This is a genomic window from Natronorubrum tibetense GA33 (assembly GCF_000383975.1).
Lineage (GTDB): Archaea > Halobacteriota > Halobacteria > Halobacteriales > Natrialbaceae > Natronorubrum > Natronorubrum tibetense.
In genome coordinates this window covers 416,675-441,766 of sequence record NZ_KB913017.1, presented here as the reverse complement: position 1 = coordinate 441,766, position 25,092 = coordinate 416,675, and the positions used below count along the sequence as shown (strand labels likewise).

General features: G+C 66.2%; 22 protein-coding genes. 10 read left to right on the top strand and 12 right to left on the bottom strand.

Annotated elements, in window-relative coordinates; translation table 11 throughout:
- Positions 1–48 precede the first annotated feature (48 nt).
- Together NATTI_RS0102315 and NATTI_RS0102310 are read right to left on the bottom strand one after the other, a co-directional pair.
- A complete protein-coding gene (locus NATTI_RS0102315) occupies positions 49–1,209 on the bottom strand; it encodes a LolA family protein (RefSeq protein ID WP_006091907.1) in 1,161 nt (386 codons plus the stop codon).
- A gap of 74 nt (positions 1,210–1,283) precedes the next feature.
- A complete protein-coding gene (locus NATTI_RS0102310; RefSeq protein WP_027119035.1) occupies positions 1,284–1,598 on the bottom strand; it encodes a hypothetical protein in 315 nt (104 codons plus the stop codon).
- 205 nt (positions 1,599–1,803) lie between these two features.
- Here NATTI_RS0102310 and lrpA1 point away from each other — a divergent pair, with 205 nt between their 5' ends.
- The 3 genes from lrpA1 to NATTI_RS0102295 all read left to right on the top strand — a co-directional run bounded on the left by lrpA1 (position 1,804) and on the right by NATTI_RS0102295 (position 3,477).
- A complete protein-coding gene (gene lrpA1 / locus NATTI_RS0102305) occupies positions 1,804–2,232 on the top strand; it encodes an HTH-type transcriptional regulator LrpA1 (RefSeq protein ID WP_006091905.1) in 429 nt (142 codons plus the stop codon).
- A 65-nt stretch (positions 2,233–2,297) separates the two neighbouring features.
- Positions 2,298–2,795 carry an SRPBCC family protein gene (locus tag NATTI_RS0102300; RefSeq protein ID WP_006091904.1) on the top strand — a complete coding sequence of 166 codons (498 nt, stop codon included), beginning with the start codon at positions 2,298–2,300 and terminating at the stop codon, positions 2,793–2,795.
- Positions 2,796–2,880: 85 nt separating this feature from the next.
- The gene (locus tag NATTI_RS0102295; protein ID WP_006091903.1) at positions 2,881–3,477 is read left to right on the top strand and encodes a nitrous oxide reductase accessory protein NosL; all 597 of its coding nucleotides are present in this window, start codon (positions 2,881–2,883) and stop codon (positions 3,475–3,477) included.
- A 44-nt stretch (positions 3,478–3,521) separates the two neighbouring features.
- On the opposite strand, the gene NATTI_RS0102290 is transcribed toward NATTI_RS0102295, so the two are convergent.
- Positions 3,522–4,391 (bottom strand): DMT family transporter, encoded by an 870-nt coding sequence (locus NATTI_RS0102290; protein ID WP_006091902.1) that lies wholly within the window; start codon positions 4,389–4,391, stop codon positions 3,522–3,524.
- 180 nt (positions 4,392–4,571) lie between these two features.
- Between NATTI_RS0102290 and NATTI_RS0102285 the strand changes: the two genes are divergently transcribed.
- The gene (locus tag NATTI_RS0102285; protein ID WP_006091901.1) at positions 4,572–5,477 is read left to right on the top strand and encodes a DMT family transporter; all 906 of its coding nucleotides are present in this window, start codon (positions 4,572–4,574) and stop codon (positions 5,475–5,477) included.
- Between the two features lie 20 nt (positions 5,478–5,497).
- Here NATTI_RS0102285 and NATTI_RS0102280 read toward each other — a convergent pair whose 3' ends face one another.
- Positions 5,498–5,713 (bottom strand): DeoR family transcriptional regulator, encoded by a 216-nt coding sequence (locus NATTI_RS0102280; RefSeq protein WP_027119034.1) that lies wholly within the window; start codon positions 5,711–5,713, stop codon positions 5,498–5,500.
- A 293-nt stretch (positions 5,714–6,006) separates the two neighbouring features.
- Here NATTI_RS0102280 and NATTI_RS0102275 point away from each other — a divergent pair, with 293 nt between their 5' ends.
- Positions 6,007–6,690 carry a TlpA family protein disulfide reductase gene (locus NATTI_RS0102275; RefSeq protein ID WP_241434386.1) on the top strand — a complete coding sequence of 228 codons (684 nt, stop codon included), beginning with the start codon at positions 6,007–6,009 and terminating at the stop codon, positions 6,688–6,690.
- On the opposite strand, the gene NATTI_RS0102270 is transcribed toward NATTI_RS0102275, so the two are convergent.
- The 3 genes from NATTI_RS0102270 to NATTI_RS0102260 all read right to left on the bottom strand — a co-directional run bounded on the left by NATTI_RS0102270 (position 6,687) and on the right by NATTI_RS0102260 (position 14,483).
- A complete protein-coding gene (locus NATTI_RS0102270; protein ID WP_006091898.1) occupies positions 6,687–7,301 on the bottom strand; it encodes a class I SAM-dependent methyltransferase in 615 nt (204 codons plus the stop codon). The genes NATTI_RS0102275 and NATTI_RS0102270 overlap by 4 nt on opposite strands.
- A 64-nt stretch (positions 7,302–7,365) precedes the next feature.
- A complete protein-coding gene (locus tag NATTI_RS0102265) occupies positions 7,366–11,655 on the bottom strand; it encodes a HEAT repeat domain-containing protein (protein ID WP_006091897.1) in 4,290 nt (1,429 codons plus the stop codon).
- Positions 11,656–11,939: 284 nt separating this feature from the next.
- Positions 11,940–14,483 (bottom strand): DNA topoisomerase I, encoded by a 2,544-nt coding sequence (locus tag NATTI_RS0102260; RefSeq protein ID WP_006091896.1) that lies wholly within the window; start codon positions 14,481–14,483, stop codon positions 11,940–11,942.
- A gap of 415 nt (positions 14,484–14,898) precedes the next feature.
- Here NATTI_RS0102260 and NATTI_RS0102250 point away from each other — a divergent pair, with 415 nt between their 5' ends.
- Positions 14,899–16,341: an MATE family efflux transporter gene (locus tag NATTI_RS0102250; RefSeq protein WP_006091894.1), complete on the top strand. Its 1,443-nt coding sequence runs from the start codon at positions 14,899–14,901 to the stop codon at positions 16,339–16,341.
- Positions 16,342–16,510: 169 nt separating this feature from the next.
- Here NATTI_RS0102250 and NATTI_RS0102245 read toward each other — a convergent pair whose 3' ends face one another.
- Together NATTI_RS0102245 and NATTI_RS0102240 are read right to left on the bottom strand one after the other, a co-directional pair.
- Entirely contained in the window at positions 16,511–18,151 is a 1,641-nt protein-coding gene (locus NATTI_RS0102245) for a flippase (protein ID WP_006091893.1), read from the bottom strand.
- Positions 18,152–18,257: 106 nt separating this feature from the next.
- Entirely contained in the window at positions 18,258–18,647 is a 390-nt protein-coding gene (locus NATTI_RS0102240; protein WP_006091892.1) for an FxLYD domain-containing protein, read from the bottom strand.
- Positions 18,648–18,840: 193 nt separating this feature from the next.
- Here NATTI_RS0102240 and NATTI_RS0102235 point away from each other — a divergent pair, with 193 nt between their 5' ends.
- The 4 genes from NATTI_RS0102235 to NATTI_RS0102215 all read left to right on the top strand — a co-directional run bounded on the left by NATTI_RS0102235 (position 18,841) and on the right by NATTI_RS0102215 (position 22,488).
- Positions 18,841–19,770: a sulfide-dependent adenosine diphosphate thiazole synthase gene (locus tag NATTI_RS0102235; protein ID WP_006091891.1), complete on the top strand. Its 930-nt coding sequence runs from the start codon at positions 18,841–18,843 to the stop codon at positions 19,768–19,770.
- A gap of 479 nt (positions 19,771–20,249) precedes the next feature.
- Positions 20,250–21,140, top strand: coding sequence for an NAD-dependent epimerase/dehydratase family protein (locus NATTI_RS0102225; protein ID WP_006091889.1), 891 nt, complete (start codon positions 20,250–20,252; stop codon positions 21,138–21,140).
- A 79-nt stretch (positions 21,141–21,219) separates the two neighbouring features.
- Positions 21,220–21,981, top strand: a complete 762-nt coding sequence (locus NATTI_RS0102220) for a DUF7001 family protein (RefSeq protein ID WP_006091888.1) — start codon at positions 21,220–21,222, stop codon at positions 21,979–21,981.
- A gap of 96 nt (positions 21,982–22,077) precedes the next feature.
- Complete coding sequence (locus NATTI_RS0102215) at positions 22,078–22,488, top strand: acyl-CoA thioesterase (RefSeq protein WP_006091887.1); 411 nt, start codon at positions 22,078–22,080, stop codon at positions 22,486–22,488.
- A 78-nt stretch (positions 22,489–22,566) separates the two neighbouring features.
- Here the strand turns inward: NATTI_RS0102215 and NATTI_RS0102210 are convergent, their stop codons facing one another.
- From NATTI_RS0102210 to dcd, 3 genes are all read right to left on the bottom strand, one after another.
- A complete protein-coding gene (locus NATTI_RS0102210; RefSeq protein WP_019991566.1) occupies positions 22,567–23,265 on the bottom strand; it encodes a class I SAM-dependent methyltransferase in 699 nt (232 codons plus the stop codon).
- 1 nt (position 23,266) lies between these two features.
- Positions 23,267–24,166, bottom strand: coding sequence for a thiamine-phosphate synthase family protein (locus NATTI_RS0102205; protein WP_006091885.1), 900 nt, complete (start codon positions 24,164–24,166; stop codon positions 23,267–23,269).
- A gap of 303 nt (positions 24,167–24,469) precedes the next feature.
- Positions 24,470–25,072 carry a dCTP deaminase gene (dcd, locus tag NATTI_RS0102200; RefSeq protein WP_006091884.1) on the bottom strand — a complete coding sequence of 201 codons (603 nt, stop codon included), beginning with the start codon at positions 25,070–25,072 and terminating at the stop codon, positions 24,470–24,472.
- Positions 25,073–25,092 lie beyond the last annotated feature (20 nt).

The window sequence follows — 25,092 nt, the reverse complement described above, 5'->3', positions numbered from 1 at the left end:
TTCGGCCGGCGGCTCGGCCGTGACGAGTTCGCGCGTCGGCTCCGGTCGTTAACACGCAGACGAGACTGACTCTCCGATCGAGATGGCTGTCTCGCTTTCGTACCCGTCGCCGGCGAACACGGAGTAGTACAGGTTGTCACACGACCACTGGAGTTCGGTTCCCTCGTCGGTGTGGGCGATCGTTCCCGTCGCGTTCCCGACGGCGACCGGATCGCCCCCGGTCGCGAACTGCCGCTGGCCGTCGCTCGTGGTGACCGCGATCGAATCGCCGTCCCCGTTCCGATAACTCAGCGTCACCTGGGTTCGGTCCTCGTCGTGGAACTCGTACTGACTGATCTCCTCGAGTTCGACGCCGTCGGAAAGCACGTCGGCCTCGGGTTCGGCGACCGAGAACGGTGCCGCCGCGTCGGCCTCGGCGACGGATTCGTGGTGAGTAATCGTCGGCAGCACGAACTCCTCGGAGTCGGCTCCGTCGTCGGTCTCGGGCGGGTCGAACAGCCCCTCCTCGAGCGCCTCGTCGAGCGAGAGGGATCGATAGGCCGTCTCCAGTTCGATCCCGTCGCCGGCGATGGCGTGTTTGACCGGGAACATGGTCTCCTGATCGAGCCAGAGTTCGACCCGGTCGGCGCTTCGCTCGGCAGTATCCACCTCGCTCGTCTCGAGCGGTAATACGTACTCGTCGGGACCGAGCCGGACGCTGATCGAGCGGTCGATCGTCTCGTTCGCCGGCGGATCGAACACGACGCGGTAGGCGTCGCGGCCGTCGACCGTCGTCTCCTCGATGTCGGTCACGTCGTAGCTCTCGACGTACCGCTCGGGCTGTTCGTAGAGTCCCTCGAGGGAGGATGTCGCGGTCGAATCGAGCTCGTAACTCCACACGGAGTTCGCCTCGCGGTCGTGGAAGTAGCGCTCACTGCCGTCGTTGATGATAACCATCTCAGCGCCGTCTTCGGCCGTCTCGATCCGGCTCGTGCCGTCGGCGCGCAGCCAGACGGTTTCGGTGTGCGTGGTCACTTCACCGTCGACCGTCTCGGTGACTTCGACCGTCGCGGCGACCGCCTCGGGCGGCTCCGTCTCCGCGAATCGGTCCTCGAGGTGGTCTTGCGAGACACCCTCGTCGGGAAGAGCGACGCAGCCGGCGCTCAGACAGGCGAGCGCGACGACTGCCAGGAGGAGGGCGGATCGATGAGTGCCGTCGCCGGGAGACATGTTTGGTTTATTGACACTCGTGGCATATTACACCACCGGTCATCACCGGGTGGGCCGACGTGCGACGAACGCTTTCACCCGCGGTAACCGAACCCGCGTGCGAACAGTTTCGTGAGGTAGCTCAGGACGAGCAACGCCACGAGGAGCCCGCCGAGTGCAACGGGCTGGAAGCCGTAGAGCATCTCGCGGATCCCGTAGGCGACGACGAGCGCGCCCATGAGCAGGGCGGTGCCGCCGGCCCACCGCGAGACGTACGCCGGATCGACCGACTCGTCGTAGTTCGCGTGCAGGTCGGCCCGTCCGCGGATCGCGATGAGGTAGCCGAGAAACAGGATCGCGATCCCACAAAGCAGCCAGACGGTCCCGCTGATGAGGCTCGGGTCGACCATGTGCTTCTCCGAAACTCGGGTCAGTACGCGAATAAGTCCCTCGGTCCCGTCCCGGTGGACGACGCGACGAACTGCCAGCGAGATCGTCGGTTCGCTCCACATCCGAATACCGGCGGCTGACCGGCCCAATGGCGGCGTCATCCCCGGAATGTCGGCCGTTTTCGTATACAAAAGATATTTTTCCGTCGGAGCAAAACAGTATCACATGAGCACACAGGCGACGGAGGATCGCATCCTCGACGTTCTCGAAGAGGATGCCCAGGCGTCCTACGCCGAGATCGCCGACCGCGCGGACGTCTCGAAGCCGACCGTTCGAAAGTACATCAACAAACTCGAGGACGAGGGCGTGATCGTCGGCTACTCGGCCGACATCGACCCGAAGAAGCTCTCGAGCAAGACCATCGCCATGGTTGGGATCGACGTCGCGAGTGAACGCTACGTCGAGGCGACGAAGGCCCTCAAGGACCTCGACCAGATCGAAGCTCTCTACAGTTCCAGCGGCGACCACATGCTGATGGCCGAGGTTCGCGCCGCAGACGGCGACGCGCTGGGCGAGATCATCTCCGAGGATATCCTCGAGATCGACGGCGTCACCGCGGCCCATCCGTCGTTCCTACAGGAGCGACTGAAGTAGTCGGGAGTTCGGCCGAGACACTGTTCGGCAGTTTCGTTTTCACGCCGGCCGCCGTGGGTACAGCTATGCCGACCTACAACCGCCAGAGTACGATCGATGCCCCGCTCGAGGATGTCTGGCAGTTTCACTCCCGAATCGAGGGACTCGAGGCCCTCACGCCCGACTGGATGGGGCTACGCGTCGAGTCGATGATCGGCCCGAACGGCGAGCAAGAGCCCGAGATACTCGAGGCCGGCACCGAAATCTCGCTGTCGACGCGGCCGTTCGGCGTCGGTCCGCGCCAGTACTGGACCTCGCTGATCACGGAGCGCGAGCGGGACGACGGCGTCGCGTACTTCCGCGACGAGATGGTCGACGGCCCGTTCGACCACTGGCTCCACACCCACACGTTCTTCGCCGACGGCGAGAAGACGATTCTGCGGGACCGCGTTGAGTACGAACTGCCCTGTAGCGGCGTTCCGGGTATCGGCCAAGTCGTCGATGCGGTCGGCCCGTTCTCGAAGGTCGGTTTCGAGGGCATGTTCCGAACGCGCCATCGGCTGACGAAGGCGCGACTCGAGTGAGCGATCACGCCGTCTCCCACCGAGCGACAGTCGATTCGACGGTCGAACCACGTGCGTTTTGGTGATCCGACCGATAGCCACACGTATGACTGAACGTGATCGGCTTCCGCTCGAGCGGCGGCGACTGCTCGGGCTCCTCGGGGCGGGTGCGATTGCGGGGCTCGCGGGCTGTAGTGGCGATGACGACGAGGCCGACGACGAGGACGAGGACGGTACCGACGAACGGCTGATCGAGCCGAACATGGAGCATCCGGGCGACGATCCGGTCGATTTCACCGGCGATCAGGACTGTCCGGTCTGCGGGATGCCCCCGACGAACTACTCCCGGTGGAACGCACAACTGGCCCACGAGGACGGGACGGGAGCCATCTTCGACACGACCGGCTGCCTGTTCGCGTACGTCGCCGCGATGGCGTCCGACTCGCCGATCGAAAACGCCTGGACGATGGACTACGAGACGCGAGACCTCGTCGACGCGACCGAGGCGCACTACGTCCTCATCACCGACGAGACCGCAGTCGACGATCCGATGACGATCAATCCGCGGGCCTTCGGCGACGAGGACGACGCCCTCGAGTTCGTCGAGGACTGGGACGCAGAGGAGCTAACGGAGGACGACATCATCGGTCTCGAGGATGTCGATCGCGACGTCGCGATGATCTACCGGGCGAGCCGAATATAGGGTCGACCCGCCCGTTTGACGACCGACGAAGAACGATTTTGCACTCACGTTCGACGGTGAATCAGGAGGACGCCGACGACGACGAGTCCGCCGCCGAGCACCGTCGTGGCCGTCACCGACTCGCTGAGTATCGCCGCGCCGAGGACGACGGCGACGGCCGGTTCGGCGGTGCTGACGATGCCGGCCCTGCTCGCCCCGAGCCGCGGCAGTCCGGCGTACAGCAGGAGGATCGGCACCGCGGTCGAGAGTATCGACAGCGCGGTCAGTACGCCCCAGGCTGTCGTCTCGCTCGCCGACGGCACTGCAAACGCGTCCATCGCGACGCCGATGGTGAGGAAGGCGACACCGGCCGCCGGCAGGACGTGTGCCGTCAGGAGCTCCGGGTCGACGGACTCGAGGACGCGCTCGCTGCCGATCACGTAGCCGGCGTAGCTCACGGCGCCGCAGAAGACGATGAGCACGCCTCGCGGATCGGCGCCGGCCGGATCCGCGCCGACGATGAGACCGACGCCGCCGAGCGAGAGACAGAGCGCGGCGACGAGCGTTCGACTGACGCGGTTCGGGTTCATAACGATCGTTACGACGACGATGATCGCCGGATACGTGTAGAGGACGATGGCAACCAGCCCCGCGGTCAGATACTCCAGCCCCCAGAAGTAGAAGCCGCTCATCGCACCGAATCCGGCGACGCCCAGGACGGTCGCCTGGCCGAGCGTGGCGCCGGTGAGCAGTCGCGCTCGGCCGCGGAGCGCAAGCAACAGCCAGAGGACTGCGGCCGCAATGACGAACCGGAACACGAGGACGGTCGGGATCGAGAGACCGATATCGCTCGCGAGCGTGCCGAAGATCCCGGTGGCTCCGAACCCGACGGCAGATGCGAGTACGCACACGGTGCCGACCGTCCGCTCGTCCATACGAGCACTCCCGCACTCGGCCCTTTAGCAGCAGCGATCCGGACCCGCCGATCTTTTAACAACAGCGATCCGGACCCGCCGATTTCACGCTCGAACCGGGGATGACTCGAGGTCGGTCGGAAGATCCTCGAAGCACCCCGTTTCGGAAGGGGTTTGAGATTCCGCTGAGTGTCACGAACCGTGCGCAGTTCCGATCTCGAGGTAACGCCCGTCGTCGCGCTAGCATTTGCCGTGTTCGCGGCGAGCACCAGCGCCATCCTGGTGCGCTGGAGTGCGGCCCCGAGTTCGGTCGCGGCCTTCTACCGGGTGCTGTTCACGACGGCGCTGATCGCCCCGGTCGCCTTGCTCCGCTACCGCGAGGAGTTCGGTCGACTCTCGAGTCGGGACCTCGGCTTTGCGATCCTCGCGGGGGTCGCCCTCGCGATCCACTTCGCGGCGTGGTTCGAGAGCCTAAATCACACGAGCGTCGCCGCGAGCGTGACCATCGTCCAGAGCCAGCCCATCTTCGTGGCGCTGGGGGCGGCGCTCGTCCTCGGCGAGCGGATCAACCGCGAGACCGTCCTGGGGATCACCGTCGCCATCGTCGGCGCTGCCGTCATGTCGTTCGGCGACGCCGGTCAGGCGCCGATCTCCGATTCGACACTGTACGGAAACTCCCTCGCGCTGCTCGGAGCGGTCACCGTCGCGGGCTACGTGCTCGCCGGCCGGTCGATCCGCCAGCGCGTCTCGCTGTTTCCCTACGTCACCGTCGTCTACACGGCCTGTGCGCTCACGCTGTGTCTGCTCGTCGGCGCGCAGGGCCACGACTTCCTGGCGTATCCGCCGCGGGAGTGGCTGCTCTTTCTCGGCATGGCCGTCGGTCCCGGCGTCTTCGGACACACCGTCATCAACTGGGTGTTGAAACACCTCGAGTCGGTTGTGGTCAGCGTCGCCTGGCTCGGCGAACCCGTCGGGGCGACGCTGCTCGCGTTGGTGTTGCTCGCGGAGGTTCCCGACGCAGTGACCGTGGTCGGCGGACTGGTCGTCCTCGCGGGGATCTACGTGACGACGATCGAACGAGAACGGCGACAGCGGCCGGAATCCTGATCGTTGGGACCGAGCTATCGCTACTCAGAAAGCGTCTCGAGGTGTCGCTCGCCGGTGTCCGTAATCGCGTACACGCCGCCCGAAATCTGCCGAATGTGGCCGTCGGACTGCAGTTCGTGACACTCCTTGCTCACCGTCACCGGATGGACGCCGAGTGCGTCCGCAAGCGACGTCGTTTCGACCGCCCCGCGCTCGTCGAGGACCCGGAGGAGCACTCGACTCGAGCAGTTGGTCATGCTGTATAACCACCTACTAGGCGAAAATATGCATAATTGTTTCGGTGCCGTATCGGCCTGAGAGAAACTCAGAGTTTCGTGTGAGAATGTGGGATCGAAGCGAACGATCACCCGAACACTGCTACGTGGGTTCCGGTAGCCGCTCAGTGAGCTGGTCGAGACCGTTGATTCTTTGGTACCAGCGTCCAAGAGTGAACTATTGTGAGACACCGAGGGCGCCGGATCGGACTCGAGAGCGCCGGCCGTTTCGAGCGCGTGTCGAAATCGGATCCGAATGACGGACGGTGGTCGCGATGAGACGACGGGAGTTCGTGATCGCCGGCGCGGGGACCGTTTCGATCGCTTGTGCCGGCTGCCTCGACAGCGGAGACGACGATTCCGCCGACGAAAGCGAAAGCGAAACGATCGACGACTCGCCGCCGTTCGAACTCCAAACTCTCGACGCACCCGGTAGCGAAGCGGGAACCGTCACGATTCCGCGAGAGGGGCAGGTAATACTCATCAACTTCACCCGGACGGATTGCCCGACCAGTCTGGGGTTGCTGCCCGCGATCAACGAGGCGAGAGCCGAACTCGAGGCCGCCGAGGCCGACGTCGACGTTATATCCCTCTTCGACGACTCGGCCGGCCCGATGAACTCGCCGGCGGAACTGGCCGACTGGTGGGACGAACACGACGGCAACTGGACGGTCGGTATCGACGAACGCGGCGTGCTCAACGACTACTACAACGTTCGGGTCCTCCCGACGTTGATCGCCATCGACGGCGATGGCGAGGTCCACTGGCGCAACGAAGGCGGCACGACAGCGGGGAACATCGTCTCCGGCGTCGAGAACGCACTCGAGGCGCAGGCGTCGGCTGACGACGGAGAGACGGACGGCGACGGCGAGGAACCGACGGACGACGAAGGAGAGGAAGACGGCGACGAGGGATCCATGGATGACGGCGACGAAACGGCAGACGATTCTCAGGACTAGTCGCGCGCCGGATGCTTCGGGTACGACTGGGTACCACCGCTCGAGTTCCGAGCCACGAGCGTCGCGACCGCGGCGATACCGCCGGAAACCGGTCGCCGTCGTTCCTCGTAGGAGAGGATCGTCAGGTCGAGACACGCCCGGAGGAGGTCGTTCGACCGGTACTGAAACCGCTCGCTCGAGGGACCCACCTCGACCGCGTCGCTCGAGCGCAGGTGGTGTTCGTAGACGAGCACGCCGCCGGGTGCCAACGCCTCCTTGAGCGCGGGCAGGTGCTCGAGCGCCGCGAAGAAACTCACCGTGATCACGTCGTAGGCGTCGGTCTCCAGATCGAACTCGGCCAGGTCGGCCCGGATCCAGTTCACCTCGAGGTCGCGTTCTTCGGCGCGGGCCCGTGCGTCATCGAGCGCTACGTCGGAGATATCGACGGCGTCGACGTCGTAGTCGTTGGCGGCGAGAAACCGTGCGTTCCGCCCGGTACCGGTCGCGACGTCGAGTGCGCGCCCGTCCGGCAGGGTCGCGAGCCGTCGCTCGAGTTCGGGGATTGGGGTGTCAGGAAGGCTCCACTCGACCCGGTTGTACTTCTCGTTCCACCGCTCGCGGTCGTCGCTCATGGTCGTCCAAACGGGTGAGCACTACTTGGTCGTTCAGTTCCCGCACTCGACTGCGTGAGCGGTCCTATCGATCCCCACCGAGCCGCGTGAACAGCCCGGAAATGGAGTCCGTCAGCGACGCGCTCGAGTCACCGATCGTCGTGATCCCGGCCTCGCCGACGACGCAGAGCCGACCGCTGGCGACGGCGAGCGACGAGACGGGACCCTCACACTGGTGGTGCCACAGTCGCGTGCCGTCTGCGGTCCCCAGCGCGGTGAGACTCTCGCCCTCGACGCCCAGATATACGGTTCCGTCGATCGCGGCGAGGTCGGTCGTAACCTGACCGACGGGGACGCGCCAGCGCTCGATTCCCGTCGCCGCGTCGACGGCGTAGACGCTAGCGTCTGAACTGGCGACGTAGGCCGTCCCGTCGGCGACGGCGGGTGGAGTCTCGATCCGACCGCCGGTGTCGAACCGGCACTCGCGGGAGCCGTCGGCGCTCGAGACCGCCACCAGCGTCTCGCCGCAGGTCACGTACACCCGGCCGTCGTCGACGGCCGGCGTCGTTCCAATGGTTGTCTCGAGGGTCGTCTCCCAGCGCGGACTCCCGTCGGCGGCCGCGACCGCGAACAGCCGGTCGTCGACGGCGGCGTACACCGTTCCGTCCGCAATCGTCGGCCCCACGAGCGCCTCGCGTTCGGTGCCGGCCTCGAGATCGACGGTCCAGACGGGTTGGCCGGTTTCGGCGTCGATCGCGTGGAGTTCGTCGCTACCTACGTAGACCGTCCCGTCGACGGCGATCGGTGCGGTTCGGACGCGACCGTCGGTCTGATAGCGCCAGGCGCGCTCGCCGGTCTCGGCGTCGAGCGCGTAAACGGCGCCGTCGTCGCTGCCGACGTACACCGTCCCGTCGACGACCGCCGGTTCGGATCTGACCGGGCCGCCGGCCTCGAACCGCCAGTGTTCGTGGCCGTCCTCGATCGCCAGCGCGCTCACGCTGCCGTCGTCGCGCCCGACGACGACCGTCTCGCCGACGAGCGCGGGCGCGGTCTCGATGTCGACATCGTCGTCGCAGTCAACGTGCCACCGTTCGCTCGCTCGCCGGTCGAGCGCTTCGCCGGCGACGTGGCCGGTACGCGTCGGTCCCCCGCGGACCATCGGCCAGTCTGGCGTGCCAACCTCGTCGTCTTCGTCGGCGTCGCGCTCCTGTACGGCCTCGAGTCGCGTCGTCGCGTTCGACGCCGCCTCGGCGACGCTCGGCACGGGATCGTCGGCGAGCGCCTCGATAGCCGGCAGCGAGTCGGTATCTTCGAGCGCCGCGAGCATCCGAACGGCACGGCCTCGAACGCGGCCGTCGGGATCGGCGAGCGATCGACGGAGCGGCGTGAGGTGGTCGCCGGTCGCGTCCTCGAGACTGGGCCCGGCGTCGGCTTCGGCGCACGCGGCCAGCGCGGCCGCCGCGGTCGCCCGGACGTCGCCGTCGGAGTCCTCGAGCGCGTCGACCTGCGCAGGGAGCGCCTCCTCGAACCCCGTCGGATCGTCGGCCGCCATTGTCTCGAGGACGCGTCCGGCGGTGACCCGGACGACCGGGTTCTCGACCCCGAGTCCGTCAGCGATCTTCGCGACGCCGGTCGGTCGGAGACTGTCGGACTCGTCGGCCAGCACGGAGAGTGCAAGCACGGCGAGGCCGGCCGCCCAGGGATCGCCGTCCAGCCGCCGTCCCATCCCCGAGAGCTGTTTGTTGATGCCGTCGGTGTGGGTCGGCGTCTCGCCGCCGGTCGCAAGCGAGGCGGCGTCGAGCAGGCGATCGTCGACGTGTTCGAGCGCCGATCCCAGCGTCTCGCCGTCGTCGTGGCCGGTGATTGCGAGCGTGCCGAGCGCGAGCGCGGCGTAGCCGCGAATCGCCTCGTCGTGGCCGGGCCCAGACCGACCGTTCGCGTCGTCTCCGGCCGCGCCGGCCTCGAGAAGGGCGCACAACCGGTCCCGTTCGGCGACGACATCGTCGGGCGTCGTCGCGGCCAGTCGAGCGATTTCACCGGCGATCGCGCGTCGATCCCCGTCGCTCTCGAGTCGGTCGAGCAGCAGTCCCGTTACGGGGTTGCCGTCGCCCGCTTCGACGACCGTCGTCAGCACGGACAGGAGCGCCCGTCGTTCGCGGCCCTCGGCCGCGTCGAATCGCTCCAGCAGCGGTGTGGCGGCGTCGCCGACGAGTTCCGGATCGCTCCGGACGATGTCGGCGAGTCCGTCGGCGACGGCGGCCACGCGCTCGTCGCCCGCTTCGAGGACCTCGAGGACGGCGTCGATCGGCGTTGGTTCGGTGTCGATATCCGCCGAGAGCGTCGACTCGAGCGCGGACAGCGCGGCGGCGCGAACGGCCGGCGTGGGATCGACCAGTAACTCACAGACCGCATCGATCACGGCCACGGTTTCCTCACCGGTGTCCGCGCCGAGGGTTGCAAGCGCCTCGCAGGCGGCCACCCGGACCCGTTCCTCGTCGGCAGTCGTCGCCTCGATCGCGAGCGCCAGCGGTGGTCGACAGTCGTCCCCCCCATCGGAGACGATCGTCCCAAGGATGTTTCGGACGGTCGCCGCGATCGTTCGGTCTTCGTCGTCGAGCGCGCCGAACAGCGACACCAGTACGTCGGCCTCGCGGATGTCGGCCGGATAGCGCTCCGCGAGTCGTCCGAGCGTGATCGCCGCGTTGTTCCTGACCGTCGCGTCGTCGTCGCTCAACCGGTCGCCGAGTGCGGGCACAGCGACGCGAACGTCGTTCGGCTCCTCGGACGCGACGGTGACCAGATCACGCGTTGCGGCCCGGCGAACCGGGGCCGCGTCGTCCTCGAGCCGTCGGCACAGCGACCGAATCGCCGGGTGGGCGTCGGCGACCTGCGCGCTGGCCACCTCGGCGAGTGCGCGAGCCGCGTACCCACGGACCCACTCGTCGCCGTCGTCGAGTCGGTCGACCAGCGCGGGGACGTCGGGGTCGTCGTCGGCCTCGCCGGCCTCGAGCGCGATGGCGCTCAGGGCGTCAGCCGCGCGGTGGCGCACCGGTTCGTGCGGATCGTCGAGTCGATCGGCGAGATCCGGGACGACCGGCCGGACCGCATCGGGCGCGGCTTCGGAGACGGCCGCGATGGCGCGAGCGGCGTCGAGACGGACAAGTTCGTCTTCGTCGTCGAGAACGCCCGCAACGTCGGTTACCACGGGTTCGACGGCTGTCGGTCGCTTCGACGCGACGGCTGCGATAGCCGCGACGCCGTGCGCTCGGAGCTCCGGCGACCCCTCCTCGAGCCAGTCAGCAAGCGCCACGACGGCATCGGTGACCGCGGTCGGTCGCTTCGACGCGACGGCCGACAGCGCTCCGGCCGCGTCCGTTCGCACGCCTGCTCGGGAGTCCTCGAGTCGCTCGACGAGTTCCGGGACCGCCGGAACGCCGGCGACGGGATCGTTCTCCGCGACATCACGGAGCGCTCGGATGGTCTCGCTACGAACCTCGGAGACGTCGTCGAGCCTGTCCGCAAGCGGTTCGACGGCCTCGCCCACTGCATCGGGGCGCTCTGCGGCGACGGCGGCGAGGGCGATTGCGGTGTCGGTCCGGATTCCCACCTGCGAGTCCGCGAGCCTGTCGGCGAGCGGGTCGACTTCGGTCGCGACCGCCTCCGGCGCCTCGAGGGCGATCGCCCGGAGGGCACGCATTGCGTTGGCTCTGATAGCCTCTTCGTCGTCGAGCCGGTCGACGAGCGGCGTGATCGTCTCGAGCACGTCCTCGGGGCTGTTCGTCGCGACCGCGGCGAGGATCGCCGTCGTATTCTCGCGGACGGCAGCCGTCTCGTCGTCGGTCGCCTCGGCCACGTCGACGACGACCGTCGCGGCCGTTTCGGGGTCGGCGTCGGCGATCGCGGCGAGTGCGTCCGTCGCCCGGACGCGAACGCGTTCGTTCTCGTCGGTGACGTGGGTTCCGAGTGCATCGGTCGAGTCGGCGACGATCCGGGGCTCGTCATCCGCGACGGCGGCGAGCGCGTCCGCCGCGTCCGCTCGGATCGTCGTCGAGCCGTCGAGTCGATCGGTCAGCGCCGATACCGAGTCTCGGATCGCCGCGGGATGGGTCGTAGCGAGAGCCGACAGCGCCGCGGCCGCGTGGGATCTGATGGCGGGATCGTCCTCGAGGCGATCTGTCAGCGCCTCGACGGCCGAACGGACGTCGTCCGGTCGCTCCGTGGCCTCGTTCGCCAGCGTCTTGGCGGCGTACTCCCTGACCTCGGGATCGTCGGCCGTCAGAAAGGCCTCGAGTTGCGTGATTCCGACGGTCACTTCGATTCCGTCGCCCTGGTCGTCCAACTGGAGATCGGTCGGCGTCGTGTCGTTCCCTGTCATGTATCCAACCCGTGTCACGACGCGCGTGAGCGAACCACACGTCGTCGCGCAGATAGTTGTGCATACGGACACACCAAGTTAATTCTATCTCTGAATGACTGGTTTCCAACGGGACGCTACACCGGCGATAGCGCCGCTGGGAGCGTTGCACAGGACGGAATCCGTCGTTCACTCCGTCGAAAACGAGTTCGTCGCGAGCGTCTCATACGGTTTGCTGTACCGATCTCCCGGTGAGACCGCAGGACGGTTGCGGTCCCACCGAAAATGACTCACGGTAGACAGTATCAGGCCTTGGCCTGCCAGGACCGGACGCGTTCGGCGCTGACGCCGTCGACGTCCGCAGCGATGGTGTCGGGATCGGCATCCGTCAGATCGTCGAGACTCTCAATTCCCGCGTCGGCGAGTTTCTCGACGGTTTTCGCGCCGACGCCCTCGAGCGCCTCGAGATCCGAGCCGGTCTCGCTCTCGCGGGCCTGGAACTCCTGGTAGTTACAGATCGGACAGCCGAGTTCCCAGGGCTCGTCGCCGCTGTGGACGACGAGTTCGGGGAGTTCGTGCTCCTCACAGTGCTCGTCGGTAACCTCGATATCGCCGCGCCGGGGCAGCGGCAGCGAGTACTCGCAATCCGGATAGCGGGTACAGCCGACGAGTCTCGAGCCACTCTGGAGGGTCTTGATGGCAAGTTCGCCGCCTTCTTCGGCGGTTTCACCGCCTCCGTCTCGCGACGACGGAGTCGTCGCGCTGTCTTCGCCGCAGTCGGGACAGGTCCCCAGGATGGGGCCCTCGCCGGCGTCCTCGGCCTTACAGAGCGGACAGCCGTGGACGAACGTCTGGCGGCCAGCGAGCATTTTGACCTCGTTCAGGCCGTGGTCCTCGCACTCGCTTTCCATGATCAGCGGCTTGCCGGTCGACGGCAGCGGGAGCGTGTTCTCGCAGTCGGGATAGCCGTCGCAGCCGACGAAGTACGAGCCGTGGCGGCTGCGTCGGACCAGCAGGTCCTCGCCGCACTCGGGACACGGACCCAGCCGCTTGTCGTCCTTGAGCGACTTGCGCAGTTGGTCGCCGATCTCCTCGCGCGACTCCGCGAGATTGGCGAAGATCTCCTCGAGCATCTCACGGGACTCGTCGGTGACGTCGTCGAGCGTCGCCTCGCCGCTCGCGATGGCGTCCATGTCGGCCTCGAGTTGGGCCGTCATCTCCTCGCTGACGACGCGGTCGGCGTGGTCCTCGGCGGCTCCGACGACGGCCATCGCGAGGCGCGTCGGTCGCGGCGGATCGCTCTCGACGTAGCCCCGATCGTACAGTTTCTCGAGGATGTCGTGACGAGTACTCTTCGTCCCGATTCCCAGATCCTCCATCGTCTCGATGAGCCGCGACTGGCCGTATCGACGGGGTGGCTGGGTCTCTTTCTCCTCGAGTTCGACTTCCGAGAGGTCGAGTTCCTCCCCCTCGTCGACGCCGGGGACGAAGTTCTCGGTGCTGTTGAAGTAGGGATAGACGTCGTGGTAGCCCGCTTCGACGAGGCGCTTGCCGTTGGACTTGAGCCGGTAGTCGTCGACCTCGGTGACGACCTTGAGGTGCTCCCAAATAGCTGCCTCGGCGACCGTCGCGTAGAATCGGCGCACGACGAGTTCGTACACCTCCCACTCGTCGTCGCTCACGTCGCCGCCGCGGGACGGAATCTCGCCGGTCGGGTGTATCGGGGGGTGGTCGGTCGTCTCCTCGTCGCCCTCGGTGGGGACGATTTCGTCGTCCGACTCGAGGAGGCTCTCGGCCGAGTCGCCCAGCGTGGGATGGCCGACGAAGTCGTCGAGCAGTTCCTCCGGGTCCAGGTCGTCGGGGTAGACGGTGTTGTCGGTCCGCGGGTACGTGATGTAGCCGGCCGTGTAGAGGTCCTCGGCGATCGACATCGCCCGTTTCGCCGAGTAGCCGATCGCGCTCGCCGCGCGGATGAACTGGGTCGTGTTGAACGGCGTCGGCGGCGTGTCGGTGCGCGTTCGGCGGTTGACGTCGACGACCGTCGCGCTGTCGCGCTCGGCGAGGGTCTCGTAGACCTCGCTCGCGGCGGTCTCCTCCCAGACGCGTTCAGCCTCGTTGCCGTCCTCGTCGCGGTAGAAGTACTGCGCGTCGAAGGGTTCCGTCTCGCCCTCGCGCTTCCGGAGGTCGGCGAACAGTTCCCAGTACGTCTCGGGGTCGAAGGCTTCGATCTCGCGCTCGCGGTCGACGATCAGCTTGAGCGTCGGCGACTGCACGCGGCCGACGGAGATGAAGTCGTTTCCGAGCTGGCCGGCCGAAAGTGAGAGGAATCGCGTGAGTGCGGCCCCCCAGATGAGGTCGATGATCTGGCGGGCTTCGCCGGCGGCCGCGAGATCGAAGTCGAGATCGTCCGGTTCGTCGAACGCGTTCTGGACCTCGTTTTCGGTGATCGAGGAGAACCGAACGCGTCGGATCGGGACCTCTTCGTCGACGTCGCGGACGATGTCGTAGGCCTCCTTTCCGATCAACTCGCCCTCGCGGTCGTAGTCCGTCGCGATCGTCACGCGGGTCGCCTTCCGCGAGAGGATCCGCAACGTCGCGACGATGTTCTCCTTCGTGGCCGTCTTCTCAACCGACGCGTCGATGAGTTCGACGGGTTCGACGTCTCGCCAGTCCGAATACTCCGAGGGGAAGTCGACGCCGACGACGTGACCCGACAGCCCCACGCAGCGCTTGCCGCCCCACTCGTAGACGTTGACGCCCTTCTCGCGACTCGAGTCGTACGTGCCCCCGCTCAGGATGTCGGCGATCCGTCGCGCGGCGTTGTCCTTCTCCGTGATGATCAGTTCCACGACGGCTCACCTCCGCAAGCGGTCGGTGCCAGCCGGTGCGGGCGAGTGGTCTGCATTGTCGGCCGGTACGACTGAGGATCTGATAACGCTTTCGCCGAAAACCCGCCGACAGCGCGGGTGTGCGTGCGGTGGGCGAGCGAGCGCGCTCGAGCGATGCGCGTGTGCGAGAGGACCCCGCGTCGGAGACCACCCCGCGTCGACCGCACCACGTCGGAGTCGAACTGCGTCGAAGCCGAACCGTGTCGACCGCAGCGAAGCCGACACCGTACCGAATCGGCAGCGTGGACTCGTTCGCGCTCGAGCATCGCGGAGCCGGCAACCCACCCCGAGAGCCGAGCCCTTTTCACGGACCCGGGAGAGGGACGAACGAAACGATATCGTGGCAGAAACGGATTCACAACGCAAGCGCGTCGATATGACGACGGGGGCGATTCCTCCGAAACTGTTACACCTCGCGTGGCCGCTGGTCCTCGGGAACCTGCTCCAGACGTTCTACAATCTCGCGGACATGTTCTGGGTCGGCCGCGTCAGTAGCGACGCTGTCGCCGCCGTCTCGCTCATGTTCCCGCTCTCGTGGCTGTTCGTCTCGACGGCGATGGGGATCACCGCGGCGACCATCGCCTTGATCTCCCAGTACGTCGGCGCGGACGACGACCGGATGGCTGACAAGGTCGTCGGCCAGACGATCCTGCTCACGCTGGCCGTCTCGAGCGTCCTCGCGGCCGTCGGATTCTACTTCCGACGCCCCCTCCTGACCCTGATCGGCGCGCGCGATCAGGTGTTCGTCGAGGCGCTCGCCTACATCGAAGTGATCTTCCTCGCGTTACCGCTCACCTTCCTCTTCTTCGCGTTCCGGTCCTCGTTACAGGGTGCCGGTGACACGAAGACGGCGATGTGGCTCGTCTTCATCTCCGCCGGGATCAACGTCGTCCTCGACCCCTTCTTCATCCTCGGCTGGGGGCCGTTCCCCGAGATGGGAACCCGCGGAGCCGCCGTCGCGACGTTCATCGCCCGCGCGTTCGCCACCGTCGCCGGGATCTACATCCTGCTCGATGGTCGTTTTGGGGTTCGACTGCGACTCGAGGATCTTACCCCCAACGTAGCCATCCTGAAACAGCTGGTCGACATCGGCTACCCCTCGACGATCGACGGCTGGGCGCGAAGTTTCGCGTCGGTCGCGATGGCCGGCTTCGTCGCCCGGTTCGGGGCGAACCCGACGGCTGCCTACGGGATTGGCGTCCGACTGATGTCGGTCACGTGGGCCGTCTCGGGAGCCGTCGGCAACGCGACCGCGACCGGCGTCGGGCAGAATCTCGGTGCGAAGACGCCGGACCGTGCGGCGGCCGTCGCGCGAACCGCGACCGCGGGGACGATGATATTGATCGCGGCCATCGCAGCCGTGTTGATCGCCTTTCCCGCACAGGCCATGCGGATCTTCGTCGCCGATCCCGACGTGATCGCCGAGGGCGTCGTTTTCCTGCGGATCATGGCCCCCTTCTGGGCGCTCTTCGCGGGCGTGATGGTCATCCAAGGCGCGTTCCGCGGCGCGGGCAACACCCGCGAAGCGATGGTCCTCTCGTTCCTCTCGCGGTGGATTTTCCGGGTTCCCGTCGCGCTCGTGCTCGCGTTCGCCTGGACGGTGACGGTGCCCGTCTTCGGCCTCGAGATCAGCGGACTCGAATGGGGCATCGAGGGGATCTGGTGGGCCTACTCGTTCGGGATGGTCGCTTCGTTCGTCGTCGCCGTCGGCTGGTTCCGACTGGGGACGTGGACGGAGGGTGTCATCGGCGAGGATCAGGAGCCGGCTGAGGGGATGGACGGACCTCGGGATCGGTCCTCGAGCGGAGACACCTCGTAGACAGCCGGACGGCTTCGTGGCTCAGTCCGACTCGTTCCAGCGGCAGGTGACAGCGTCACTCGCCGCTTGACCGTCCGTTCAACGGTTTCACACGATCCACGACAAGGAGGACGACTGCATCGAGGTGCTGCTGACGCATTGAGACGAGAGTTCGACGTTCGAGGGCCGCCTACCGGCTCGGAATCCACTTCCTGAGCGTGGGACTGAACTCGGCGGCCATCTGGGCGTCCGCGTCGGTGAAGGCGTCCGTTACGATCAGCGTGAGCAGGTAGGTGCCGACGACTACGATGGGGAGCATGGCAGCGATGAGTAGATCGGACTCGAGGAAGTAGGCGATCGGTGCGCCGGCGATAGCTGCGGGCACGCCGGCGCCGACGACTTTGGCAAAGTCCCGGGTAAACGGATGAATACCGTCGAAGTAGTAGATTTCGACGAGGGTCAGACAGCCCACGAGAAAAAGCGCGGTTGCCGACCCGATCGCCGCCCCTTCGATCCCGATGAAGGGCACGAGCGTGAACGAGACGAGGAAGTTCGTGACGAAGAGGACGAGCGTGTTTCCGAAGACGACCCGCGAGTAGCCAAGCCCCTGTAGCAACGAGCCGTCAGGGCCGCCGAAGGTGACGTTGAAGAGGAACGCAACGGCGAGCAGCGCGACGACGGCGCTCGCTTCGGAGTACTGAGGCGTGTACAGCACAGCGAGGTACGAACTCGCACCGAGCGAGAGGAAGATGGCGACGGGGAGCGTGATCGCGGCGATCCAGCGGGCCATGATCCGAAACCGCTGTTCGACCAGATCGATGTCGTCCCGCGTCTCGGCGATCAGCGGCTTGAAAACGGGCGACAGCGAGTTGAAAATGATCATCAACCCCGATCCGAGCATGTAGCCGACGCGGTAGATGCCGACGTCGTCGGAATCGAGGAAGAAGCCGAGGACGAAGTAGTCGACGTGGCCCATCAGGACGAAGACGACGCTGGTCATCGCCAGCGGGACGGAGTACTTGACGAGTGGGGCCGGCGCGACGAGTTCGATCTCGGCGGTCAACAGCCCCCAGGCCTTGTAGACGAAGACGGCCGCGCCGATCGTGATCGCGACGAAGAGGCCGACGACGTAGCCGGCGATGAGGCCGAGCAGTCCGTAGCCGACGAGTAAGAGCCCCGCGGTGACGACGAAACGGACGATCGGCCGCACGATATCGCGCATGATGACGCGGTACTGGAGCTTCTTGATGCTGTAATAGGAGGTCAACAGGACGTTGTAGATGGCGAGCATCGGGATCGTCACCGAGAGCAAGAGGAGCCCGATCCCCATCGCCGGCTCCTGGAAGAGTTCGGCGATGTACGTGGCGCTGACGGCGAGGGCGAAGGCGACAAGCGAGGACGTGATCAGCACGGTCGCGGTCACCTGTACGATTACGCCCTTGGCCTTCCCGTGCTCGCCCTCGTCTAAATACTGCGGCACGAAGTAGTCGATCGCCAGCGGCAGACCGAGGTTCGCGAACACCTGCATGAACAAGATGACCGAGGTCGCCAGCACGAACAGCCCGTAGACCGAGGGGCTGACGAACCGGGTCATCAGCATGACGATCGCGAACCCGAGCGCGCCGTTGATGAGGTTGCCGACGAACGTGATGCTTCCCTGTTTCGCGAGCGTCGAAATCCCCTCGTCGCGGTCCGAGTTCGGGTCGCTCTCCGTCTCGGTATCGGCGTCCGCGCCGAGACCGAGTCCGGCGTCCGAGCCCCCATCGGGATCGACACCGTCGTCGCGGCCGGGATCGGAATCGCGGTCGGAATCCGAGTCGCCGTCGGTCATGACACGGCCCTCCTTCGTCCGCCCGTCGCGACCTCGGCTCCCGACGGCTCACTCGAGCGCCTCGCAAGCGAGCGCGTTCGGTGCATCCACCTCATGCGAGATACCATCAGACCCCCGTTGCCGGCTCGAGTTCGTACGTCGTGACCGCCGCTGCGTCCTCGCCGAATCTGGGAAACTCGACCTCGAACGGCCACTTCTCGCCCGACGAGACGTCGGCATCGACGTTCTCGATAACGGTCTCGAGTTCCTCCCCCTCTTCGTCGAAGAACGTCGCCCGGACCTCGAGGTACGAGAGCGCTCGATCGCCGACGTTCCTGACCGCACCCCAGACGACTACCCGCTCGTCGTCAGTCCCCGGATTGTCGCGAACGAGGTCGTGCCAGACGATCTCGACGTCGCCGGGCTCGGTGATATCCTCGCCACTGTCCTCGAGAAACTCGAGACAGCCCGACAACGGCACGAGAGCGGCACACGCGAGAAACGCACGACGATCCATCGATACTGCGTATGTGGCGGTGCGGCTTCAGCGTTCTGGAGACCCGATATCGAGCGGACTCGGGTCACAGGCGGTGACCGACCCCGCCCATCACGAATAATCGTGTGCCCAGACGGTTCAGCTACTGAGAGTTTCGATCTCGACTAACCGGTCCCGATAAACTTTTCACCACTGAATGTTACCACCTAGTTGTATGAGCGAATTCGAACAGTTCAGTCAGGTTGGCGAAGCCGACGTAACGCGTGCAATCGGTCAGGAGTGGACCGAGGAGTTCATGGACTTCTCGGACTCGGACGTGATCATCGTCGGCGGCGGCCCCTCGGGGCTGACGGCCGCGAAGGAACTCGCAGAACGCGGTGTGAAGGTCATGGTCGTCGAGAAGAACAACTACCTCGGCGGCGGGTTCTGGCTCGGCGGCTTCCTGATGAACAAGGTCACGGTTCGTGACCCGGCCCAGCAGGTCCTCGACGAACTTGAGGTCTCCTACAAGCAATCGCAGGACAGCGAGGGGCTGTACGTCGCCAACGGCCCCGAGGCCTGTTCCGGGCTCATCAAGGCCGCTTGCGACGCCGGCGCGAAGATGCAGAACATGACCGAGTTCACGGACATCGTCATCCGTGAGAACCACCGCGTCGGCGGCATCGTGATGAACTGGACGCCGGTCCACGCGCTGCCCCGCGAGATCACCTGCGTCGACCCGATCGCGGTCGAGGCCGACCTCGTCATCGACGCGACGGGCCACGACGCGATGGCCGTCAAGAAACTCGACGAGCGCGGCGTCTTAGACGCCCCGGGCATCGCCGACGCCGAGGCCAACGCGACGGGGATGGATCAGACCGGCGACGACAGCTACGGCGCGCCCGGCCACGACTCGCCCGGTCACGACTCGATGTGGGTCGGCAAGTCCGAGGATGCCGTCGTCGAACACACCGGCCTCGTCCACGAAGGGCTCATCGCCACCGGGATGGCCACCGCGACGACCTACGGCCTCCCGCGCATGGGCCCGACCTTCGGGGCCATGCTCGTCTCCGGCAAGCGCGCCGCCCAGGTCGCACTCGACGAACTCGAGGTCGACGCCGAACCCGTCCAACTCACCAGCCGCGCCGCGCCCGCCGACGACTGAGTCGGCCCTCGACTCCGTTCCCGCATTTTTTGCGCTCGACTCAGGACCGGCCGGTCTCGTCCGTCCGGTCGGTAGTCGAAAAGTCGTCGGCTAACGGTTCCTCACAGTAATCACAGACGCCGTCGACCGTCGTACGAGCGCCACACGACGGACAGTTTGTTTTGGACGGCTGGGAGGACGACGTCTCGGAACTCGCGACCGCGTGCAGCAGTTCGAAGTCGACGAGAACTCGGAGCAAGAACAGCACTCCAAACACGGCTAGTACCGCGACCGCCACCAGCGATTCGGCGGTGCTGGAGGTGACGAGAAATACGATTTCGTTCGTCGAGACTGTCACGTGAATCCTGTCTATTTGTCGAACTGTATCGTAACTCTTCGGATCCAGTGGTCGCTCGAGACGGTCGTTCGAGCGGTCCCAGCGTTGGCGTCGGCACACCGGAATCCACACCGTTTTCGCAACTCGCGAGCACCATTTCGGCATGAAACTCGTCGTCACCGGCGCGACCGGCGCCGCGGGGAGCTGGATCGTCGATCACTTCGCGGAGGCCGGCCACCAGGTGATCGGGATCGACCTCGAGCGACCGCCGCGCGAGCGCGAGAACGCGACCTTCCTCGCGGCCGACCTCACTGAACAGGGACAGGCGGTGGAGGCGATCCTCGACCCCGAACCGGATGCGGTGATCCACTTCGCGGGAATTCCGCGCATGGGAATCACGACCGGTACCGAAACGTTCCTGACGAACGTCTCGAGCGCCTACCACGTCTTCGAGGCCGCAGGCCGTGCCGGTGCGGACGTGATCTGGGCCTCGAGCGAGAGTCTCTATGGTACGGCCTTCGCGGCAGAGCCGTTCCTGCCTGACTATCTGCCGATCGACGAGTCCCATCCCCAGCGGCCCGAAGACGGCTACGGCGCGTCGAAACTGGTCGGTGAGGAACTCGCCGCGAAGACGGTCCGGAAGTACGGCATCTCGGTCGCCTCGATCCGGCCGACGTGGATTCAGTACCCCGGCGAGTATTACGCGATCGACGAGTGGACGCCGTTCGATCCCGAGACGGCAGACCGGAGCGGCTGTTTCTGGTCGTACGTCGACGTCCGCGACGTGGTCTCGATCGTCGACGCCGCCCTCGAGGCCGATATCGACGGCCACGAGGCCTACCTCGCGGCCGCTGCGGAGAACGGCATCGGCCGGTCGACCGCGGACGTCGTCGAGTCCGTTTTCGGCGGCCTGCCCGACGACTGCGACCTCGAGGGCGAGGAGTCGGCGTTCTCGACGGCGAAAGCGCGTCGGGAACTGGACTGGGGGCCGGCACACTCCTGGCGTGAGGCGCGGGAGGAGGCGGTCGACGGACCGGCGTTTCTGAAATCGTAGACCGCCGGTTTCGAGGTCCCAACCCGACGAGCGATCCGCGACCGTAAGCGTTTCACCGAGTGGTACGACTAGTGAATACATGGTCGATAGCGTCGTTCTTTATCGCGCCCCCTCGACGGTCGCCGATGTCGGCGAGATCGGGAAGTGGCTCGAGTCTCGAATCGATGCCTCGGTGACGATTCGCGACCGGTTTCTCGATGTCCATCGAACTGAAGACCTCGCTGAACGGTTCGCCGAGGCACGGGTCAGTTCCCCCTACGAGCGTGACACCGGCAACACGATGCTGGGAATCGTCCGCTACGAAGAACGCGCCCTCGAGAACCCCGACCGCGAGGGCGGGGTGCTCTACGACGGCCTACAGGTTCAGCGGGCCCTCAACAGCGCGTTACCGGCCGACGAACGCGGCCTCGAGACGCTTCACGTCCCGATTCTGGATCGGGCCATCGGCACTTGGGGCGACCACGACGGCCGCTGGCACAAGCGCGTGAACGTCCTCGGCCAGCCCGCGCTGGTGTCGGTGCCGGGACTCTACGAGGCACCGGCAAAGCCCGAGGCGTACTACAAGGAAAAACAACGCCACGCCCTCCTGTCGGGGGATACGCCGCCCCGAGAGGTGCTCGAGAATCAGGTGGAAGGCGAGTTCCTGATCGAGGACGACCCCCGAACGACCGACGCGCTCAAAGGCTACGTCCTGCAGACCGTGCACTACCTCGAGACCGGGGAGGCGTTCTGCGACCGCGAGGACTGTCGGCTCTTCAACGCCCACTACCACGAGGAACTGATCGACGCCCAGTTGCGCGAGCCGCCGTTCTGTACGGACCACGCACGCCGCTACGAGTAGCGGCTTGTCTCTCGAGGACGATCGCGTATTCGCACGAGGGCAGAACGATTGCCAGAACCGCAGCCCTCTTTTGTACCAGCCCGTTTCCCACACACAATGAACGATCCGTTTACTGTTTCTGTCCCCGTCCGGTACCGCGATCTCGACCCGCTGAACCACGTCAACCACGCCGTCTACGCGAGTTATCTCGAGGCCGCCCGCACGGACTACCTGGAGGAGGTCGTCGGCATCGCCGCCGAGAACATCTCCTTTGTCATCGCGAACCTCGAGATCGACTACCGACAGCCGATCGTCAAGGGCGACGACCCCGAGGTCTCGCTACGGGTCGGTCGACTCGGCAACTCGAGTTGTACCATGGAGTACGAGATCAGCGTCGGCGACGACGTGGTCGCGACGGCCGAGACGACGATGGTCCACATCGATCCCGACACGAAGCGGCCGTCCCCGCTCCCCGACGAGATTCGGGAGCCGATCGAGGCGTACGAGGGGGTCGAAGCGTCGGCGTAGGCTTCGAGACCGTTTCGCTCATCCTCGCTCTGCCGTCGACCGCCTCGAGACCGTCAGCCTCGACTGGTTCGTGCGCCGTCACTCGAGTCGGCCGCCGGTCAGTCGAACGACGCCGAAGACGTGGGTCTCGTCGGCGATGGCGGCCGATCGCTCCCGCAATCGTCGGTGTGCGGCATCGATCTTCGCGTCGAGTCGCAGATCCGGCTCGTTCTCGTAGCGCAGTTTCGTCGTCGGCGGCGTCGAGAGAACGACGATGGCCTTGAAGACCGCGTTGACCGGCGGCGCGTACCACTCGTCGCTCCGGGCTGCGTTGGCGAGGACGACGTGGCCGTCGGGACCGACGAGGTCGCACCAGTCGTCGACCGCGCCAGTGGGGTCCTCGAGCATCCCGACGACGAACGTCGCGAGGAGGGCGTCGATGTCTTCGACGTCGAGCGGTGGCTGGGTTGCGTCGGCACGAACGACGTGAACGTTGTCGTACTCGGCCGTCAGGTCTCGAGCGCGCTCGAGCACCGGCCCCGTAAAATCGATCCCGATGACGGTCCCCTCGGGACCGACCCGGTCGCGCAGGTACGGCAGGTTCGCGCCCGTTCCACAGCCCATCTCGACGACGGTGTCGCCGGGCTCGAGTCGACAGGCGGCGGCCGCCCGCCGGCGCAGCGCCGGGATACCGGGCGTTCGACGCGCGATAACGTCGTAGAGGCCCGCCCAGCGGCCGTAGAACTCCTGTGCGGTCTCCGGTTCCATCCGCGGAAGCTTCGATCGGAGGTCCGCCATCTCAGATCAGCGACCGGACCGTGTCGGCAACTGATTCGGCGTCCGATCCCAGGACGTAGATCAGCGGCTCGATCCCCATCGCGCCGGTCTGGTACAGCACCGTCGCATCGGGTTCGTCTTCGATGGCCGCACCGACGCTCGAGGCGACGTCGCTTCCCTCGTCGAACTCGGCGGTGACGTGGCCGCGCTCTGTCAGTTCGGCGAGCAGTTTCGGATCGTACGTGACGTTGATCGCCGCCGAGACCTCCGCGCCGTGATCGCGCGCGACGAGCAACACCGAGGCGACGTGTTCGGAGACGCCGAACTCGGGATCCGACGGCACCGTCGCCTTCCCTTTAACGTCGAAGATGCGGCCCGGGACGCCCGCGACGTCGTCGACGTCGCGGGCGTCGGGGATGCAGGCGACCAGATTCGAGCCGACGGCGGGGATCAGCGTCGCGAAGCCGCTGGCGTTCTCGAGGATGCGCAGCCCGCGCCGGAGCGAAGAGAGCACGCGCTCGCTCGTTCGCAGGTCGCTCTCGGGGTCGTGGACGCGGAAACTCGAGCCGTGGTCGGCGAGTTCGGGGACGGCGTCCTCGTGGAGCTGTGCCAGCAGGTCGCCGCCGGTCTCGAGTTCCCGGACGAGCACCTCGATTTCGATCAGCGCCTGTACCGGGGTGGTGTCACCTGCTGCCAATCCGTCGGCGAGTTCGTCGACGAGGGCCTCGACGCGCTCGTCGTCGGCGATTCGGTCGTTGGTCGCGACGTCGCCGTGGGCGTACTTCGAGACGGCGCTCTGGCTGATCCCGAGGACGTCGGCGACCTCGCTCTGAGTTAGCCCGCGGTCCCGGAGTGCTCCGGCCAGGAGCGACCGAACCGTCGGGAGAAACTCATCGACGACAATTTCTTCGACGAATTGCATTACCGGCGGCTACGGCCGCCGTCGAAATAACTTGTGGGTCTCGAGAGCGGTGTTCGCTCGGTTTTTCCGAACCCCACTTCTGCACGCTGCTGAGGCGTGCGCTGGGTCGCAGTGAGCGAACAGCGAACTGTGACAGCAAACCGTGCGAGGGATGAGTGAGCGGAGCGAGGCGCGAGCAACGCGAGGGCCTCGGAAAGCGAACGAATCGGCTAGGGATCGTGTGGAAATCCTCGTCACCACGAAAGTAGCGTGTTCACCGCCGTCATCGAGACACCGGTAGAACGGGCGACAGCGCACCGACCGTTACTCGTTTCGCTCGAGTTGGTCTCCGCCGAACTCGTCGTCGCTCTGAATCCGGGAAGCCTGCGGGCCGTCCTGATCCTGATACTTCGAGCCGCGGTCGCTGCCGTAGGGCCGTTCGGCTTCGGTTTTCAGTTCCGTGAAGGTCAACTGCGAGATGCGCATGCCGGGCGTCAGTGCCACGGGAGCCGTCCCAAGGTTCGATAGCTCGAGCGTGATCTGGCCCCGATAACCGGGGTCGCACAGCCCCGCCGTCGCGTGCACCACCACGGCGAGCCGACCCAGCGAGGACCGACCCTCGACGTGGGCGATCAGATCCGCGGGGATCTCGACGCGCTCGTAGGTCGTCCCCAGCACGAAATCGCCGGGGTGCAAAATGAAGTCGTCGCCGTCCTCGACGATGGTCTCGGTGACGTACTCGTCGACTTCCTGTTCGGAGTTCGGGTGAATGCAGGGGATGTTCGTCCGCTGGAACTCGAGGAACTCCTTGCCGAGTCGGAGGTCGACGCTCGCCGGTTGAATCTGGAGGTCGAGGTCGTCTATGGGCTCGATCACGAGGTCGCCGCCCTCGAGGCGCTGCAGGATGTCCGCGTCGGAGAGGATCATATCGAGTAGGAGCGAACACG

What these genes read in the sequence shown, in the direction of transcription:
- NATTI_RS0102245 (WP_006091893.1), bottom strand. Translation starts at nt 18,151, where the DNA reads ATGACCGACGGCGACTCGGATTCCGACCGCGATTCCGATCCCGGCCGC.
- NATTI_RS0102210 (WP_019991566.1), bottom strand. Translation starts at nt 23,265, where the DNA reads ATGGCGGACCTCCGATCGAAGCTTCCGCGGATGGAACCGGAGACCGCA.
- NATTI_RS0102225 (WP_006091889.1), top strand. Translation starts at nt 20,250, where the DNA reads ATGAAACTCGTCGTCACCGGCGCGACCGGCGCCGCGGGGAGCTGGATC.
- lrpA1 (WP_006091905.1), top strand. Translation starts at nt 1,804, where the DNA reads ATGAGCACACAGGCGACGGAGGATCGCATCCTCGACGTTCTCGAAGAG.
- NATTI_RS0102220 (WP_006091888.1), top strand. Translation starts at nt 21,220, where the DNA reads ATGGTCGATAGCGTCGTTCTTTATCGCGCCCCCTCGACGGTCGCCGAT.
- NATTI_RS0102300 (WP_006091904.1), top strand. Translation starts at nt 2,298, where the DNA reads ATGCCGACCTACAACCGCCAGAGTACGATCGATGCCCCGCTCGAGGAT.
- NATTI_RS0102310 (WP_027119035.1), bottom strand. Translation starts at nt 1,598, where the DNA reads ATGGTCGACCCGAGCCTCATCAGCGGGACCGTCTGGCTGCTTTGTGGG.
- NATTI_RS0102295 (WP_006091903.1), top strand. Translation starts at nt 2,881, where the DNA reads ATGACTGAACGTGATCGGCTTCCGCTCGAGCGGCGGCGACTGCTCGGG.
- NATTI_RS0102290 (WP_006091902.1), bottom strand. Translation starts at nt 4,391, where the DNA reads ATGGACGAGCGGACGGTCGGCACCGTGTGCGTACTCGCATCTGCCGTC.
- NATTI_RS0102215 (WP_006091887.1), top strand. Translation starts at nt 22,078, where the DNA reads ATGAACGATCCGTTTACTGTTTCTGTCCCCGTCCGGTACCGCGATCTC.
- NATTI_RS0102240 (WP_006091892.1), bottom strand. Translation starts at nt 18,647, where the DNA reads ATGGATCGTCGTGCGTTTCTCGCGTGTGCCGCTCTCGTGCCGTTGTCG.
- NATTI_RS0102235 (WP_006091891.1), top strand. Translation starts at nt 18,841, where the DNA reads ATGAGCGAATTCGAACAGTTCAGTCAGGTTGGCGAAGCCGACGTAACG.
- NATTI_RS0102250 (WP_006091894.1), top strand. Translation starts at nt 14,899, where the DNA reads ATGACGACGGGGGCGATTCCTCCGAAACTGTTACACCTCGCGTGGCCG.
- NATTI_RS0102315 (WP_006091907.1), bottom strand. Translation starts at nt 1,209, where the DNA reads ATGTCTCCCGGCGACGGCACTCATCGATCCGCCCTCCTCCTGGCAGTC.
- NATTI_RS0102280 (WP_027119034.1), bottom strand. Translation starts at nt 5,713, where the DNA reads ATGACCAACTGCTCGAGTCGAGTGCTCCTCCGGGTCCTCGACGAGCGC.
- dcd (WP_006091884.1), bottom strand. Translation starts at nt 25,072, where the DNA reads ATGATCCTCTCCGACGCGGACATCCTGCAGCGCCTCGAGGGCGGCGAC.
- NATTI_RS0102265 (WP_006091897.1), bottom strand. Translation starts at nt 11,655, where the DNA reads ATGACAGGGAACGACACGACGCCGACCGATCTCCAGTTGGACGACCAG.
- NATTI_RS0102205 (WP_006091885.1), bottom strand. Translation starts at nt 24,166, where the DNA reads ATGCAATTCGTCGAAGAAATTGTCGTCGATGAGTTTCTCCCGACGGTT.
- NATTI_RS0102275 (WP_241434386.1), top strand. Translation starts at nt 6,007, where the DNA reads ATGAGACGACGGGAGTTCGTGATCGCCGGCGCGGGGACCGTTTCGATC.
- NATTI_RS0102270 (WP_006091898.1), bottom strand. Translation starts at nt 7,301, where the DNA reads ATGAGCGACGACCGCGAGCGGTGGAACGAGAAGTACAACCGGGTCGAG.